Origin of the sequence: Kitasatospora sp. NBC_01246 (assembly GCF_036226505.1) — a bacterium.
Taxonomy (GTDB): domain Bacteria; phylum Actinomycetota; class Actinomycetes; order Streptomycetales; family Streptomycetaceae; genus Kitasatospora.
In genome coordinates this window covers 5,778,219-5,795,172 of the sequence record NZ_CP108484.1, presented here as the reverse complement: position 1 = coordinate 5,795,172, position 16,954 = coordinate 5,778,219, and the positions used below count along the sequence as shown (strand labels likewise).

Below are 16,954 nucleotides of genomic sequence, written 5' to 3'. Positions count from 1 at the left end.
TGTGACGCGGTGCACGTTCGATCGGTTCCGCGCACCGCGCCTACCCTCCTCCGAACGAGTGAACACCCGCAAGGGCACGCACCGTCCGGGGCGGCCGGTCAGCCCCGGATGGCGATGAGCACGCCGTCCAGCTCGTCCGGTTTCACCAGGACGTCGCGGGCCTTGGAGCCCTCGCTCGGGCCGACGATCCCGCGCGACTCCATCAGGTCCATCAGCCGGCCCGCCTTGGCGAAACCGACCCGCAGCTTGCGCTGGAGCATCGAGGTGGAGCCGAACTGGGTGGAGACGACCAGCTCGGCGGCCTGGATCAGCAGGTCCAGATCGTCGCCGATCTCCTCGTCGATCTCCTTCTTCGGCCCGCCGCCGACCGTCACGTCGTCCCGGTAGACCGCCGTCAGCTGATCCTTGCAGTGCTGGACGACGGCGGCGATCTCGGCCTCGGTGACGAACGCGCCCTGCATCCGGACGGGCTTGCTCGCGCCCATCGGGAGGAAGAGCGCGTCGCCCTTGCCGATCAGCTTCTCCGCGCCGGGCTGGTCGAGGATGACCCGGGAGTCGGCCATCGCCGAGGTGGCGAAGGCCAGCCGGGACGGCACGTTGGCCTTGATCAGACCGGTGACCACGTCCACCGAGGGCCGCTGGGTGGCCAGCACCAGGTGGATGCCGGCCGCGCGGGCCAGCTGGGTGATCCGGACCACCGAGTCCTCGACGTCGCGCGGGGCGACCATCATCAGGTCGGCCAGCTCGTCGACGATCACCAGCAGGTACGGGTACGGGGTCAGCTCGCGCTCGCTGCCCAGCGGGGCGGTCACCTTGCCGGCCTTCACCGCCGCGTTGAAGTCGTCGACGTGCCGGAAGCCGAACGCGGCCAGGTCGTCGTAGCGCAGGTCCATCTCGCGCACCACCCACTGGAGGGCCTCGGCGGCCTTCTTGGGGTTGGTGATGATCGGCGTGATCAGGTGCGGGATGCCCTCGTACGCGGTCAGCTCGACCCGCTTGGGGTCGACCAGCACCATCCGGACCTCGTCCGGGGTGGCCCGCGCCAGGATCGAGGTGATCAGGCAGTTGATGCAGGACGACTTGCCGGCGCCGGTCGCGCCGGCCACCAGGATGTGCGGCATCTTGGCGAGGTTGGCCATCACGGTGTGGCCCTCGACGTCCTTGCCCATCCCGACCACCATCGGGTGGGTGTCCTCGGCGGCCGTGCGCGAGCGCAGCAGGTCCCCGAGGTTGACCATCTCGCGGTCCCGGTTCGGGATCTCGATGCCGACCGCGGACTTCCCCGGGATCGGGCTGATGATCCGCACGTCCGGGCTGGCCACCGCGTACGCGATGTTCTTGGCGAGCGCGGTGATCCGCTCCACCTTGACGGCCGGGCCCAGCTCGACCTCGTAGCGGGTGACCGTCGGCCCCCGGGTGAAGCCGGTGACCTTGGCGTCCACCTTGAACTCGCCGAAGGTCCCGGTGAGCTGGGCCACCACCTCGTCGTTGAGGGCGCTGCGGGCCTTCGCCGGGCCGCCGCGCTCCAACAGGTCGAGCGGGGGGAGCGCGTAGGTGACGTCGCCGGAGAGCTGGAGCTGCTCCATCCGCACCGGGGCCGGGCCGTGCTCCTCGGGGGCCGCCTGGCCGCCGCTGCGGGCGGGCGGCACGGCGGCCTCCTCCGGCGGGGCGGTGCGGTCCTGCACCTGGTGCATCATGTCCGCCACCGCCGAGGAGGCGGGCACCCCGTAGACCAGCGCGCCGTCCAGGTCCGCGGCGGCCCCGGCGGCGAGGTCGCGGGTGGCGTACGGGTCCACCGGGTCCTCGCCGAACGGGTCCTTCGCGAGCAGGTCGGGGACGCCGGAGGCGAGCTCCGGGTCGTCCAGCTGCTTGCGGCGGCGCCGGCGACGGCGGGCACCGACCTCGTCCGGCGGAGCGAGACCGTCGATCTCGACGCGGTACGGCAGCGCCGAGGGGTCCGCGTCCTCCGGCGGCTCGGTGGAGAACTCGCGCTCCGGCGCACGCCCCTCGGCGAAGGCGTCCTGCGGGCCGGGCTCGACCACGCCGAGCCGCACCCCGGCGGCGCGCAGCCGTTCGGGGATCCGGTTGACCGGGGTGGCGGTGGTCACCAGCAGGCCGAAGAAGGCCAGCAGCAGGAGCAGCGGCACCGCGAGCGGCGGCCCGGCGGCGGCCATCATCGGGGTGGAGACGGCCCAGCCGACGATCCCGCCGGCCGCCCTTATCCGGGTCGCGCCGCTGCCCATCATGGGCGCGCCGCAGCCGATGTGGACCAGTCCGAGCACGCCGACCACCAGGGCGCTCAGACCGATCATGATCCGCCCGTTGGCCTCCGGCAGCTCCGGGTGGCGCATCAGCCGGACCGCGACCAGGGCCAGCAGGAACGGCACCAGCACGTCCAGCCGGCCGAAGAGCCCGGAGACCACGTTGGTGGCCGCCTCGCCGAGCCAGCCCTGCGGGCTGAACCAGGTGCCGGCGGCGGTGACCAGCGCGAGCGCGAACAGCAGCAGGCCCACGCCGTCCTTGCGGTGCGCCGGGTCGAGGTTCTTGGCGCCGTCGCCGAAGCCGCGGAAGACCGCGCCGACGCTGTGCGCCAGGCCGAGCCAGACGGCCCGGACGGCCCGGAAGAGTATCGGCCTCGGTGCCGGCGGGGCGGGCGGCGCGGGCTTCGCCGCCGCCTTCTTCGCCGGGGCGGCCTTCTTGGCGGCCGCCTTCTTCGCGACCGGCTTGGCCGGAGCCTTCGCCGCGGCCTTCTTGGACGGTCCCGGACTCGGGTTGCGTGCCGCGCTTCCGGGCGTACGTGTGGCCATGGCTCAGCAGCCTACCGGGGCCGACCAGCTGTGCCCACGTGCCGAGCCGGGGCGCCCCGCCGTGTCGCAGACACACCGTCACACCGCCCCGGTTTCACCCGGACGGGTGCGCGCGGGCGGCCGCTACTCCACCCCGGGACGCAACGCGTCCAGGGCCCGCCGCAGACCCGCCAGCTTGCGCTCCAGATGCGCCGCGGTGGCGGCGACCCCGCCGTCCTCGGTGCCGTCCAGCTGCTTGACGAGCGCCTCGGCCTGCTCCTCCACCGACGCCAGCCGCGCCGACAGCTCGCCGAGCAGCGCACCGCCGAGGGCAGGCTGCTCGCCGCCCGCCTCCAGTTGTAGGCGCAGCAGCGCCGCCTGCTCCTTGAGCTGGCAGTTCTTCATGTAGAGGTCGACGAAGACCGAGACCTTGGCGCGCAGCACCCACGGATCGAAGGGCTTGGAGATGTAGTCCACCGCGCCCGCCGCGTAGCCGCGGAAGGTGTGGTGCGGCCCGTGGTTGAGCGCGGTCAGGAAGATGATCGGGATGTCCCGGGTGCGCTCGCGCCGCTTGATGTGGGCGGCCGTCTCGAAGCCGTCCATCCCGGGCATCTGGACGTCCAGCAGGATCACCGCGAAATCGTCGGTGAGCAGCGCCTTGAGCGCCTCCTCGCCGGAGGCCGCCCGTACCAGCGTCTGGTCCAGCGCCGAGAGGATCGCCTCCAGCGCCAGCAGGTTCTCCGGCCGGTCGTCGACCAGGAGGATCTTCGCCTTCTGCATTACGGCCCGCCCTCCTGTCGCCTGCCTGCCTGGGGAAGGCACTCGCACACTGCCCACCACTACCCCGGTCATGCTAGCCGCACCCCCTCGCCCGGCACACCGCCCCGTCGCAACCTGGTCCGGGGCAACGCGCACCCAGTGCCCCGGCGCACGCTCACCAGCGAGTCGCCATCCGGTCACTGTTCGCAACGATCGGTGACCCTACCGGGTTCCCGGCCATCCCCGCCAGCAAAGCACGCCCCGAAAGGCGCGAACCCCGGAGCGGACTCCGGGGTTCGCGCCCCCACGACCCGGTGGGGCACCGGGCGGCGGGGGCGGGCCCGGCCGCGGAGGGCCGCGTCAGGACTTCCGCGCCGACAGCCACTCGTGCATCACGGTGAGCAGGTGGTCGGTCTCCACCGGCTTGGTGATGTGGTCGGTGGCACCGGCCTCCAGGGACTTCTCCCGGTCGCCCTTCATGGCCTTGGCGGTCAGCGCGATGATCGGCAGCCCGGCGAACTGCGGCATCCGGCGGATCGCCTCGGTCGTCGCGTAGCCGTCCATCTCCGGCATCATGATGTCCATCAGGACCAGCGCGACGTTCTCGTGCTGCTCCAGCATCTCGATGCCCTCACGGCCGTTCTCGGCGTACAGCACGGTCAGCCCGTGCTGCTCCAGGACGCTGGTGAGCGCGAAGACGTTGCGGACGTCGTCGTCCACGATCAGCACCTGCTGACCGTCGAAGCGGGTGTCCACCCGGGACGGCTGGTGGGCCGCCGGGCCGCCGGACGGCGGCCGGCCCTCGATCGGTGCCTCCAGGGCCGCACGACGGCGCTCCACGGCGCCGCGGCGGCGCTCCTCCGCGAGTTCGCGGACCTCCTGGGCCCAGTGGTCCGCCGGGTTCTCGCCGACCGGGACGGGCGTGCCCGCCGGGGTGACGCCGACCGCGGCGCGGATCGTCGGGGCGTTCGGCGCGGACGGCGGCGCGACCTCCCCGCCGTCGGTGCGCAGCGGCAGGTAGAGGGTGAACGTCGAGCCCGCGCCCAGCTCGCTCTCGGCGTGGATCTCGCCGCCGAGCAGCCGGGCGATCTCCCGGCTGATCGAGAGCCCGAGACCGGTGCCGCCGTACTTGCGGCTGGTGGTGCCGTCGGCCTGCTTGAACGCCTCGAAGATCTCCCGCAGCTTGTTCTCCGGGATGCCGATGCCCGTGTCGGAGACCGAGAAGGCGATCAGCGGGTCGTCCGGGCCCTTGATCGCGCCGGCCTCCAGCAGCCGCTCGCGGACGTGCTGCGGGACGTCGGGACCGGCCGGGCTGATCGAGAAGTCCACCGCGCCGGAGTCGGTGAACTTGACCGCGTTGGAGATCAGGTTCCGCAGCACCTGCTGGAGCCGCTGCTCGTCGGTGTGCAGGGTGACCGGCAGCGCCGAGGAGACCCGGACGGCGAAGTCCAGGTTCTTGTCCAGCGCGACCGGCTGGAAGGTGGCCTCCACGTAGTCGACCAGCTGCACCAGGGCGATCCGGGACGGGCGGACGTCCATCTTGCCCGCCTCGACCTTGGAGAGGTCCAGGATGTCGTTGATCAGCTGGAGCAGGTCCGACCCGGCGCCGTGGATGGTGTCGGCGAATTCGACCTGCTTGGGCGAGAGGTTGCCCTCGTTGTTGTCGGAGAGCAGCTTGGCCAGGATGAGCAGCGAGTTGAGCGGGGTCCGCAGCTCGTGCGACATGTTGGCGAGGAACTCGCTCTTGTAGCGGGAGGCCAGGGCGAGTTGCTCGGCGCGCTCCTCCAGGACCTGCCGGGCCTCTTCGATCTCGCTGTTCTTGATCTCGATGTCGCGGTTCTGCTGGGCGAGTTGCTCGGCCTTCTCCTGCAACTCCTCGTTGGTACGCTCCAGTTCCTCCTGGCGCGCCTCCAACTCGGCCGACCGCATGGAGAGTTCGGCGGTGAGCCGCTGGGACTCCAGCAGCAGGCCCTCGGTCTTGGTGTTGACGCTGATGGTGTTGACCGTGACGCCGATCAGATCGGCGATCTGGTTGAGGAAGTCCAGCGCGACGGTGGTGAAGGAGCTGAAGGTGGCCAGCTCGATCACGCCCAGCAGGCGGCCCTCGAACAGCACCGGCAGCACCACGATGTGGGCCGGCGAGGCCTCCCCGAGGCCCGAGGCGATCTTCAGGTACCCGGGCGGGGCCTCCTTGAGGATGATCGAGCGCTTCTCCACCGCCGCCTGGCCGATCAGCGACTCGCCGGGCCGGAAGGTCGTCGGCATCGCCCGCCGCTGGTAGCCGTAGCTGCCGATCAGCCGCAGCACGGTGTCGTTCTCGTCGTCGTCCTCGGTGATCAGCTCGGCGGTCCGGCCGGCCGGCTGGGCCAGGAAGAACGCGCCGTGCTGGGCCGAGACCACCGGGGTCAGCTCGGTCATGATCAGCGAAGCGACCGCCTCCAGGTCCCGGCGGCCCTGCAGCAGGCCGGAGATCCGGGCCAGGTTGGTCTTCAGCCAGTCCTGTTCCTGGTTGGTGCGCGTGGTCTCGCGCAGGTTGGCGATCATCTGGTTGATGTTGTCCTTGAGCTCGTCGAGCTCACCGGACGCGTCCACGTCGATCCGCAGCGAGAGATCGCCCCTGGTCACCGCGGTGGCGACCTGGGCGATCGCGCGCACCTGCCGGGTCAGGTTGTTGGCCAGCTCGTTCACCGACTCGGTGAGGTCCTGCCAGGTGCCGTCCACGCCGGGGACGCGGGCCTGGCCGCCGAGCCGCCCGTCGGTACCCACCTCGCGGGCCACCCGGGTCACCTCGTCGGCGAACGCCGAGAGCTGGTCGACCATGGTGTTGATGCTGGTCTTGAGCTGCAGGATCTCGCCGCGCGCATCGACGTCGATCTTCTGCGAGAGGTCGCCGCGGGCCACCGCCGTGATCACCAGGGCGATGTTGCGGACCTGCCCGGTGAGGTTGTTGGCCATCAGGTTGACGTTGTCGGTCAGGTCCTTCCAGATCCCGGCCACGCCCGGCACCCCGGCCTGGCCGCCCAGGATGCCGTCGGTGCCGACCTCGCGGGCCACCCGGGTCACCTCCACCGCGAAGGCGGAGAGCTGGTCGACCATCGTGTTCAGGGTGCCGGCCAGCGCGGCGACCTCGCCCTGCGCCTCGATGTCGATCTTCTTGGAGAGGTCACCGCGGGCCACCGCGGTGGCGACCTCGGCGATGTTGCGCACCTGGCTGGTCAGATTGGACGCCATGAAGTTGACGTTGTCGGTCAGGTCCTTCCAGATGCCCGACACCCCGCGGACCCGGGCCTGGCCGCCCAGGATCCCCTCGGTACCCACCTCGCGGGCCACCCGGGTCACCTCGTCGGCGAACGCCGAGAGCTGGTCGACCATCGTGTTGACGGTGGTGACCAGCTCCAGGATCTCGCCGCGGGCGTCGACGGTGATCTTCTTGGAGACGTCGCCGCGCGCGACCGCCGTGGTGACCTCCGCGATGTTGCGGACCTGGCTGGTCAGGTTGTTGGCCATCAGGTTGACGCTGTTGGTCAGGTCCTTCCAGGTGCCGGAGACCCCCGGCACGCTCGCCTGACCGCCGAGGATTCCCTCGGTACCGACGTCCCGGGCGACTCTGGTCACCTCGTCGGCGAAGGCGCCCAGCTGGTCCACCATCGTGTTGATGGTGTTCTTCAGCTCCAGGATCTCGCCCCGCGCGTCCACCTGGATCTTCTGCGACAGGTCGCCCTTGGCCACCGCCGTCGTCACCTGCGCGATGTTGCGCACCTGATCGGTGAGGTTGTTCGCCATGAAGTTGACGTTGTCGGTGAGGTCCCGCCAGACCCCGGCGGCGCCCGGCACCTGTGCCTGACCGCCCAGGCGGCCCTCGGTACCGACCTGGCGGGCCACCCGGGTCACCTGCTCGGCGAAGCCGGAGAGCTGGTCCACCATCGTGTTGATGGTGTTCTTCAGCTCCAGGATCTCGCCCCGCGCGTCCACCTCGATCTTCTGCGAGAGGTCCCCGCGCGCGACCGCCGTCGTCACCTGCGCGATGTTGCGCACCTGGCCGGTCAGGTTGTCGGCCATGAAGTTCACCGAGTCGGTGAGGTCCCGCCACACCCCCGCGACGCCCGGGACCTGCGCCTGGCCGCCCAGGCGGCCCTCCGTGCCCACGTCCCGGGCCACCCTGGTGACCTGCGCCGCGAAGCCGTTCAGCTGGTCCACCATGGTGTTCACGGTGTTCTTCAGCTCAAGCATCTCGCCGGCCACCTCGACCGTGACCTTGCGCGAGAGGTCGCCCTTGGCCACCGCCGTGGTCACCTGGGCGATGTTGCGCACCTGCGCGGTCAGCCGGCCGGCCATCGTGTTGACCGAGTCCGCGAGGTCCTTCCAACTGCCCGAGACGCTGCGCACCTTGGCCTGGCCGCCCAGCTTGCCCTCGGTACCGACCTCGATGGCCACCCGGGTCACCTCGTCGGTGAACTCCGACAGCTGGTCCACCAGCCCGTTGACCGTCCGGCCGATCTTCAGGTACTCGCCGCGCAGCGGGTGGCTCACCCCGTTGCTGTGCAGCGAGCGCAGCTCCATCTTCTGGTCCAGGTCGCCCTCGGCGATCGAGGCCAGCACCCGGCCCACCTCGGCCATCGGCCGGGCCAGGTCGTCGATCAGCGCGTTGCAGTTGTCGACGGCCGCCATCCAGGCGCCCTCGCCCGCACCCGTCTCCAGCCGCTCGTTCAGCCGGCCCTCACGGCCCACCGCGCGCCGGACCCTGGCCAGCTCACCGGTCAGGTGCTGGTTCCGCTCGGCGACCTCGTTGAACACTGCGGCGATCTCGGCCAGCGGACCGTCGCCCGGCACGGTCAGCCGCCGCCGGAAGTTGCCGTCGCGCATCGCGGTCAGCGCGGCCAGCAGCTTGCGCAGCTCCGCCGGCTCGGCTCCGCGGCTGTGGTTCGCTCGCCGGCCGGCCGCGCTCCGCGGCGCGGCCCCGGGCCGCACACCGCGCTGGGCAGGCGGCGTCGTACCGGTTGCGTCCTTGGTGGCCGAACTCAACGGGCCCCTCCCAGATCGTGAACTGTCCGGTGATCCCCCGTGCCCCGTTTTCGGGGCGCGAAGCCACACCGGTCGGCGCTACAGCGTCCCGGTGACCTCGCGGACCACCGGAACCCGCATCGACCGTACTGCTCCCACGGGCGTCACGGACCCCCCAGTCTGGCAGCACCGGCACCGGGTATACGGCCGGTTGCGCTCGGTTGGTACCGCCCCGACCGAAACAGGTGGGCAGAATCACCCTCAGGTGCCTGTTTCGGCGCCCCGCCCCCACGGGGAACCAACCGGAAAGTAGGGTGGGGCGCTGCACCGGGCCACGACCCGCCCCAGCGCCGCCGCTCACCCCGCCGGCGCCCACGGGGAGGTCGCCGCCGCACCCGGGCAGCCAGGCCAGAGCAGAGGAGAAGTGGCAACGTGGTCACCGCGCGCGCAGCCGCCACCTTCGAACCGGTCGGCCGGTCGGCCTCGGCCGCCCGCTCGTTCGTCCGGGACGCGCTGCTGGGCTGGGGCCTGCCCGAGATCGTCGACGACGCCGTGGTCCTGGTCAGCGAACTCGTCACCAACGCCGTGGTGCACGCCGGCACCGCCGCCGAGGTCTGCTGCCTGCGCGAGGAGGAGACCGTCCGGATCGAGGTCACCGACCACCACCCCGAGCGCGGTCTGCCGTCCTTCGCCGACGTCCCCGTCACCGCCTCCGAGCGCTACGCCGACCCCGACGGCGAAGGCGGCCGCGGCCTGTTGATGTGCTCCGCCCTCGCCGAACGCTGGGGCGTCGAGTACTCCGCCGGCCGCAAGACCGTCTGGTTCCGGCTCGCCCTGCCCGCCCACGTCACCGGCACCCGCTACGCCGTCCCCGCCACCCCGGGCAGCGAACTGCCCAGCAGCGCCGGACCGGTCCACGTCGCCGTCGTCCAGCTCGACGACGACGGCCGCGTGCTCGCCTGGAACCCGGACGCCGAGGCGCTCTTCCAGCACCCCGCCGACACCGTGCTCGGCCGCCCCTGGGCCGACCTCACCGTCTGGCCGCAGGGCCCCGGCACCGGGCTCGGGCTGGCCGCGACGCTGCGGCTGGCCCGCTGGGAGGGCAGCTACGGCCTGCGCCACGCCGACGGCCGGACCGTCGAGGTCTACGGCCTGCAGGTCCGCATCCGCGACACCGAGGGCGTCCCGTCCACGCTCTGCCTGCTCGTCCTCGAACCCGACCGCGCGGTGCTCCGCTCGCCCGCCCGGGCGCTGCCCGGCGACAAGCCCGACCCGACCGGCTCCCGGCTGGACCTGCTCGCCGGTCCCACCGCCACCGACGACCTGGACACCCTGCTCCAGCGCACCGTCGAACGCGCCCGCGACCTGCTCGACGGCGACGCCGCCTACCTGCTGCTCACCACCGACGACGAGACCGAGTTCGAGGTCCGGGCCGCCACCGGCCTCACCTCCGGCCACCGCCGCCACACCCGCTTCCCGGTCGGCACCGGCAACCGCTACGACTCCGCCCGCCTGCCGTCCGTCCACGAGGACCTCGCCACCCGGCCGACCGGTCTGCCGGTGCTCAGCGACAGCGGCATGCGCTCGCTGCTCACCGTCCCGCTCAAGGTCGAGGGCCGGCTGATCGGCTCGCTGGGCATCGCCGCCGCCGCGCCCGGCCGCTACGACAACGAGGACGCGCTGCGCCTGCAGTTCGCCGCCGACCGGGTCGCCCTGGCCATCGAGAGCACCCGGCTCACCGAGCTCGAACGGCTGCGCCGCGGCTCGCTCTCCTTCCTGGTCGAGGCCTCCGACCTGCTGGCCGGCACCCTGGAGCACGAGCAGACGCTCGCCCTGATGGCGCAGATGGCCGTCCCCACCCTCGCCTCCTGGTGCGCCGTGTACACCAACGGCGACCACGGCGCCCCGGCCTCCCTCGCCTTCGTGCTGCACGAGGACGAGGACCGCATCGACCCGCTGCGCGCCCTGCTCGACAAGACGCCCGCCCCGGACTCCGGACCCACTCACGGCGCCCGCTTCTGGGCGGCGCCGGCCGAGACCGCGCGGACCGGCGGGCTTTCCGCGAACCCCGAGCTCTCCGGCCTGCTCGGTGAGACGGTGGTCCTGCCGCTGGCCGCCCGCAACCGGGTCATCGGCCTGCTCGCGCTCGGCGTCCCGGCCGGCGTCCGGTTCCGCCAGGAGATCCTGGAACTCGCCGAGGACCTCTCCCGGCGGGCCGCCCTCGCCCTCGACAACTCCCGCCTCTACTCCGAGCGCACCGCCACCAGCCAGGCGCTGCAGCGCAGTCTGCTCCCCCCGGACCTGCCCGAGATCCCGGGCGTCGAGGTGGACGTGTACTACCAGGCCGCCGGCGAGGGCAACGAGGTCGGCGGCGACTTCTACGACCTCTTCACCATCCGCGAGGGCACCTACGGCTTCGCCATCGGCGACGTCTGCGGCACCGGTCCCGAGGCCGCCTCCGTCACCGGCCTGGCCCGGCACTCGCTGCGGCTGCTCGCCCGCGAGGGACTGGACGCCCCGCAGGTCCTCAGCAGGCTCAACGCGGCCATCCTGGACGAGGGTTCGCGAAGCCGCTTCCTCACCCTGCTCTACGGCGAGCTCACGCCCCGACCGGACGGCAGCACCGAGCTGTCCATGGTCTGCGCCGGCCACCCGCTGCCGCTGCGGCTGCGCACCGACGGCCAGGTCGACCGGGCCGCCACCCCGCAGCCGCTGCTCGGCGTGATGGAGGAACTCGACCTGACCGCGGAGCACTTGGTGCTCTCCCCCGGCGAGGTCCTGCTCTGCGTCACCGACGGCGTGACCGAACGCCGCGAGGGGTCGCGGATGCTGGGCGACGACGGCCTGGCCGAGGTGCTCACCGGCTGTACCGGGCTGACGGCCGGTGCGGTCGCCCTGCGCGTGCAGCGGGCGGTCGAACGCTTCGCGCCGGAGCCGCCGTCCGACGACATGGCGATCCTCACCCTGCGCGTCCCCACCCAGCGCCCGGGCTGACCGAGTCTGCTCACCCGGGGTCCAACCATGAGCGTTCCACAGCTGACGACGCCACAAATTGTGTGATTCACAAGGGTACAAGCTGGTCCGGCCGGGTACACCGATCTCACCGGGGAATCCCCCGGCGGGGACACGACCAGCAGTTCTTCGCGCTGGCCCATCATTCTGACCGCAGCCGTCGCACCCTCCTGTGGTGCGCCCTCGGCGCGGTCGCGCGCATCCACCTCATCGAACATCCTCCTGCGGTTCACAGCGCCCTGCGCGCGCCCAGAGTGAAAGGAGCCTCCGGTGAGCAACGAAGCTACCGGGGCACTGAACGCCCGCTCCACCGGAGCCGACGCGGGGAACCTCGGTTACCTCGCCCTCGGCCTGACCCTCCTCGCCTACGGCCTCCTCTCCACTGGCATCTTCAGTGGCACCGGGGTCGGGGACTCCGCCCGTCTCGCCCACCTCCTCGGCGGCCTCACCCTGTTCATCGCCGGCCTCTGGCAGCTCCGGGCCGGCGAGGGCTTCACCGGCACGGCCTTCACCAGCCTGGGCGCCTTCTGGGCCACCTGGTCGGCCGCCGGCGGGGCCGGCAAGAACGCGGCTGGCCTGTTCCTGCTGCTCTGGGCCCTGCTCGCGCTCACCCTCACCGCCGCGAGCTGGAAGGCTGGCTGGTTCAGCCGCGCGGTGTACGGCCTGCTGACCGTCTCCCTGGTGCTCTCCGCCGTCGCGACCTTCGCCACCTCCGGCGGGCTCGCCAAGTTCGCCGGCTGGGTCGCCGCGGCCTCCGGGCTGGTCGCCTGGTACTGGGCCACCGCGGCCATGACCAACAGCGCGTGGGGCCGGGTGGCACTGCCGGTCAAGTAACACCCGACACGCGAACGCCGGTGGGCCGGACCTCCCTTCCGGGGAGGTCCGGCCCACCGGCCCGTACTGCTCGCGCCCCGGTCAGCTCCCGGTGGTGACGTGCTCCCCGGCCTGGGCTCCGGCCACCGCGGCGTCCGGACCGGACGCCGCCCGGCGGGCCCGCCGGCGGCCGCAGGCCGCCTGGACCGCGTACGCGAAGAGCAGGATCACCACGGCCACCAGGCCGTCCGCCCAGAAGTGGTTGGCCGTGACCACCACCACCGCGACGGTCAGCACCGGGTGCAGGACCACCAGCCAGCGCAGCGGGCTCGACGACACCCTGATCACCGCGACCGCCGCCAGCACGCACCAGGCCACGTGCACCGACGGCATCGCCGACAGCTGGGCGACCTTGACCATCCCGCCGACCGCGCCGCCGTACACCGACTGCCCGTACTCGGCCGCGACGTCGACGAACCCCTCCTGCGGCAGCATCCGGGGCGGCGCCACCGGGATGAACTGCACCGCCAGGCAGATCGCCGTCGTGATCACGACCGTGTTCCGCACCCACGGGTAGCGGGCCCGGTGCCGCACGAAGACCCAGAGCAGCACCGCGATCATCACGGTGAAGTGCATCGACGCGTAGTAGTAGTTCGCCGCCTTCACCACGGCCGGACACGAGGTCACGGCCGCCTGCCAGGAGGCCTCGTCCGGCAGGCCGATCGCCAGCTCCGTCCGGTGGATCCAGCTCGCCCGGTCCAGCGCGTGCTCGGCGCTCATCAGCGAGAGGTGCCCCACCAGCTGCCAGAGCGCGAACAGCGCCAGCAAGGTGCCGGCCTCCCGCAGCAGCGCCGACAGCGGTGCGCGCCGCACCCGGGCGGCCGCGTACGCGCCTCCGTAGAGAGCGACCGCGGCGCCCCCGGCGGACTGCCAGGTAAGAGTCAGGTTCTGCAACGGTTCGCGCCTCTCCACCGAGCGGGGTGTGCTGGGGAGACGTTAACGCAAAAAGACCCCCTCCCGAACGGGAGGGGGTCTTTTTGGAATGATTGTTCGGCGGCGTCCTACTCTCCCACAGGGTCCCCCCTGCAGTACCATCGGCGCTGTGAGGCTTAGCTTCCGGGTTCGGAATGTAACCGGGCGTTTCCCTCACGCTATGACCACCGAAACACTATGAAACTTATCACCGCACCCACGACAGGCCATGTCATGGGGGTCGTTGTTTCAGAACAACACAGTGGACGCGAGCAACTGAGGACAAGCCCTCGGCCTATTAGTACCGGTCAACTCCACCCCTTACGAGGCTTCCATATCCGGCCTATCAACCCAGTCGTCTACTGGGAGCCTTACCCTCTCAAGGAGGTGGGAGTGCTCATCTCGAAGCAGGCTTCCCGCTTAGATGCTTTCAGCGGTTATCCCTCCCGAACGTAGCCAACCAGCCATGCCCTTGGCAGGACAACTGGCACACCAGAGGTTCGTCCGTCCCGGTCCTCTCGTACTAGGGACAGCCCTTCTCAACACTCCTACGCGCACAGCGGATAGGGACCGAACTGTCTCACGACGTTCTAAACCCAGCTCGCGTACCGCTTTAATGGGCGAACAGCCCAACCCTTGGGACCTACTCCAGCCCCAGGATGCGACGAGCCGACATCGAGGTGCCAAACCATCCCGTCGATATGGACTCTTGGGGAAGATCAGCCTGTTATCCCCGGGGTACCTTTTATCCGTTGAGCGACGGCGCTTCCACAAGCCACCGCCGGATCACTAGTCCCGACTTTCGTCCCTGCTCGACCCGTCAGTCTCACAGTCAAGCTCCCTTGTGCACTTACACTCAACACCTGATTGCCAACCAGGCTGAGGGAACCTTTGGGCGCCTCCGTTACTCTTTAGGAGGCAACCGCCCCAGTTAAACTACCCACCAGACACTGTCCCTGATCCGGATCACGGACCCAGGTTAGACATCCAGCACGACCAGAGTGGTATTTCAACGACGACTCCACAACAACTGGCGTTGCTGCTTCAAAGTCTCCCACCTATCCTACACAAGCCGAACCGAACACCAATATCAAGCTATAGTAAAGGTCCCGGGGTCTTTCCGTCCTGCTGCGCGAAACGAGCATCTTTACTCGTAATGCAATTTCACCGGGCCTATGGTTGAGACAGTCGAGAAGTCGTTACGCCATTCGTGCAGGTCGGAACTTACCCGACAAGGAATTTCGCTACCTTAGGATGGTTATAGTTACCACCGCCGTTTACTGGCGCTTAAGTTCTCAGCTTCGCCCGGACGAATCCAAGCTAACCGGTCCCCTTAACGTTCCAGCACCGGGCAGGCGTCAGTCCGTATACATCGCCTTACGGCTTCGCACGGACCTGTGTTTTTAGTAAACAGTCGCTTCTCGCTGGTCTCTGCGGCCACCCCCAGCTCAGAGTGCAAGACTCATCACCAGGAATGGCCCCCCTTCTCCCGAAGTTACGGGGGCATTTTGCCGAGTTCCTTAACCATAGTTCACCCGAACGCCTCGGTATTCTCTACCTGACCACCTGAGTCGGTTTGGGGTACGGGCCGCCATGAAACTCGCTAGAGGCTTTTCTCGACAGCATAGGATCATCCACTTCACCACAATCGGCTCGGCATCAGGTCTCAGCCTTAATGAGTGACGGATTTGCCTATCACTCGGCCTACACCCTTACCCCGGGACAACCACCGCCCGGGCTGGACTACCTTCCTGCGTCACCCCATCGCTCACCTACTACAGACTTGGGCCAGCGGCTCCACCACGTCCCTTTGTCCGAAGACTCCGGGCCGGCTTCACGGCTTTAGCATCACCTGGTTCGACGTTGGCGCTTCAAAGCGGGTACGGGAATATCAACCCGTTGTCCATCGACTACGCCTGTCGGCCTCGCCTTAGGTCCCGACTTACCCTGGGCAGATCAGCTTGACCCAGGAACCCTTGGTCAATCGGCGCAAGAGTTTCTCACTCTTGTATCGCTACTCATGCCTGCATTCTCACTCGTGTACCGTCCACGACTGGTTTCCACCGCCGCTTCACCCGGCACACGACGCTCCCCTACCCATCACAGCAGGCGTTGGCCCTTAATGCTGCAATGACACGACTTCGGTGATGTGCTTGAGCCCCGCTACATTGTCGGCGCGGAATCACTTGACCAGTGAGCTATTACGCACTCTTTCAAGGGTGGCTGCTTCTAAGCCAACCTCCTGGTTGTCTCTGCGACTCCACATCCTTTCCCACTTAGCACACGCTTAGGGACCTTAGTCGGTGTTCTGGGCTGTTTCCCTCTCGACCATGGAGCTTATCCCCCACAGTCTCACTGCCACGCTCTCACTTACCGGCATTCGGAGTTTGGCTAAGGTCAGTAACCCGGTGAGGCCCATCGCCTATCCAGTGCTCTACCTCCGGCAAGAAACACGTGACGCTGCACCTAAATGCATTTCGGGGAGAACCAGCTATCACGGAGTTTGATTGGCCTTTCACCCCTAACCACAGGTCATCCCCCAGGTTTTCAACCCTGGTGGGTTCGGTCCTCCACGAAGTCTTACCTCCGCTTCAACCTGCCCATGGCTAGATCACTCCGCTTCGGGTCTTGGGCATGCAACTGTATCGCCCTATTCGGACTCGCTTTCGCTACGGCTACCCCACACGGGTTAACCTCGCTACACACCGCAAACTCGCAGGCTCATTCTTCAAAAGGCACGCAGTCACGGCCCACCAGCAAGCTGATGAACGACGCTCCCACGGCTTGTAGGCACACGGTTTCAGGTACTATTTCACTCCGCTCCCGCGGTACTTTTCACCATTCCCTCACGGTACTATCCGCTATCGGTCACCAGGGAATATTTAGGCTTAGCGGGTGGTCCCGCCAGATTCACACGGGATTTCTCGGGCCCCGTGCTACTTGGGTGTTCTCCAAACGAGCCGTACAGATTTCGTCTACGGGGGTCTTACCCTCTACGCCGGACCTTTCGCATGTCCTTCGACTACCCATACGGTTTCTGACTCGTCGACCGGCCGGCAGACCGATCAAGAAGAATCCCACGACCCCGCGATGGCAACCCCTGCCGGGTCTCACACCATCGCGGTTTAGCCTCATCCGGTTTCGCTCGCCACTACTCCCGGAATCACGGTTGTTTTCTCTTCCTGCGGGTACTGAGATGTTTCACTTCCCCGCGTTCCCTCCACATACCCTATGTGTTCAGGTATGGGTGACAGCCCATGACGACTGCCGGGTTTCCCCATTCGGAAACCCCCGGATCAAAGCCTGGTTGACGGCTCCCCGGGGACTATCGTGGCCTCCCACGTCCTTCATCGGTTCCTGGTGCCAAGGCATCCACCGTGCGCCCTTAAAAACTTGGCCACAGATGCTCGCGTCCACTGTGCAGTTCTCAAACAACGACCAGTCACCCACCGCCAAGACACCCAAAGGCATCTCTTCAGTGGGACCGGCATCTCTGAAGCAACGACTATACGGCCGTTCCCTCAGGACCCAACAACGTGCCCGACACACCCGATCAACAATCCGTCTTCCACGCCGAAGCAGTACTAACGGATGCCAACCCAGTGTGCCGA

The 16,954-nt window shown here is 68.9% G+C and carries 6 protein-coding genes and 2 rRNA genes; 2 read left to right on the top strand and 6 right to left on the bottom strand.

Annotated features, from left to right (window positions below):
• Positions 1-98: 98 nt before the first annotated feature.
• The 3 genes from OG618_RS25185 to OG618_RS25175 all read right to left on the bottom strand — a co-directional run bounded on the left by OG618_RS25185 (position 99) and on the right by OG618_RS25175 (position 8,408).
• The gene (locus OG618_RS25185) at positions 99-2,807 is read right to left on the bottom strand and encodes a DNA translocase FtsK (protein ID WP_329489805.1); all 2,709 of its coding nucleotides are present in this window, start codon (positions 2,805-2,807) and stop codon (positions 99-101) included.
• A 123-nt stretch (positions 2,808-2,930) separates the two neighbouring features.
• On the bottom strand, positions 2,931-3,566 hold the full coding sequence (locus OG618_RS25180; RefSeq protein ID WP_329489804.1) for a response regulator: 636 nt from the start codon (positions 3,564-3,566) through the stop codon (positions 2,931-2,933).
• Between the two features lie 339 nt (positions 3,567-3,905).
• Entirely contained in the window at positions 3,906-8,408 is a 4,503-nt protein-coding gene (locus tag OG618_RS25175; protein ID WP_442906954.1) for a HAMP domain-containing protein, read from the bottom strand.
• A 570-nt stretch (positions 8,409-8,978) separates the two neighbouring features.
• Between OG618_RS25175 and OG618_RS25170 the strand changes: the two genes are divergently transcribed.
• On the top strand, positions 8,979-11,540 hold the full coding sequence (locus tag OG618_RS25170) for a SpoIIE family protein phosphatase (RefSeq protein WP_329489803.1): 2,562 nt from the start codon (positions 8,979-8,981) through the stop codon (positions 11,538-11,540).
• A gap of 288 nt (positions 11,541-11,828) precedes the next feature.
• A complete protein-coding gene (locus tag OG618_RS25165) occupies positions 11,829-12,392 on the top strand; it encodes an acetate uptake transporter (protein WP_329489802.1) in 564 nt (187 codons plus the stop codon).
• An 81-nt stretch (positions 12,393-12,473) separates the two neighbouring features.
• Here OG618_RS25165 and OG618_RS25160 read toward each other — a convergent pair whose 3' ends face one another.
• From OG618_RS25160 to OG618_RS25150, 3 genes are all read right to left on the bottom strand, one after another.
• Positions 12,474-13,325: a phosphatase PAP2 family protein gene (locus OG618_RS25160; protein WP_329489801.1), complete on the bottom strand. Its 852-nt coding sequence runs from the start codon at positions 13,323-13,325 to the stop codon at positions 12,474-12,476.
• A gap of 94 nt (positions 13,326-13,419) precedes the next feature.
• Positions 13,420-13,536: ribosomal RNA gene (rrf, locus tag OG618_RS25155) — 5S ribosomal RNA — on the bottom strand.
• Positions 13,537-13,621: 85 nt separating this feature from the next.
• Positions 13,622-16,742: ribosomal RNA gene (locus OG618_RS25150) — 23S ribosomal RNA — on the bottom strand.
• Positions 16,743-16,954 lie beyond the last annotated feature (212 nt).

Coding starts and splice junctions, on each gene's coding strand:
- OG618_RS25185 (WP_329489805.1), bottom strand. CDS start 2,807: ATGGCCACACGTACGCCCGGAAGCGCGGCACGCAACCCGAGTCCGGGA.
- OG618_RS25180 (WP_329489804.1), bottom strand. CDS start 3,566: ATGCAGAAGGCGAAGATCCTCCTGGTCGACGACCGGCCGGAGAACCTG.
- OG618_RS25175 (WP_442906954.1), bottom strand. CDS start 8,408: ATGCGCGACGGCAACTTCCGGCGGCGGCTGACCGTGCCGGGCGACGGT.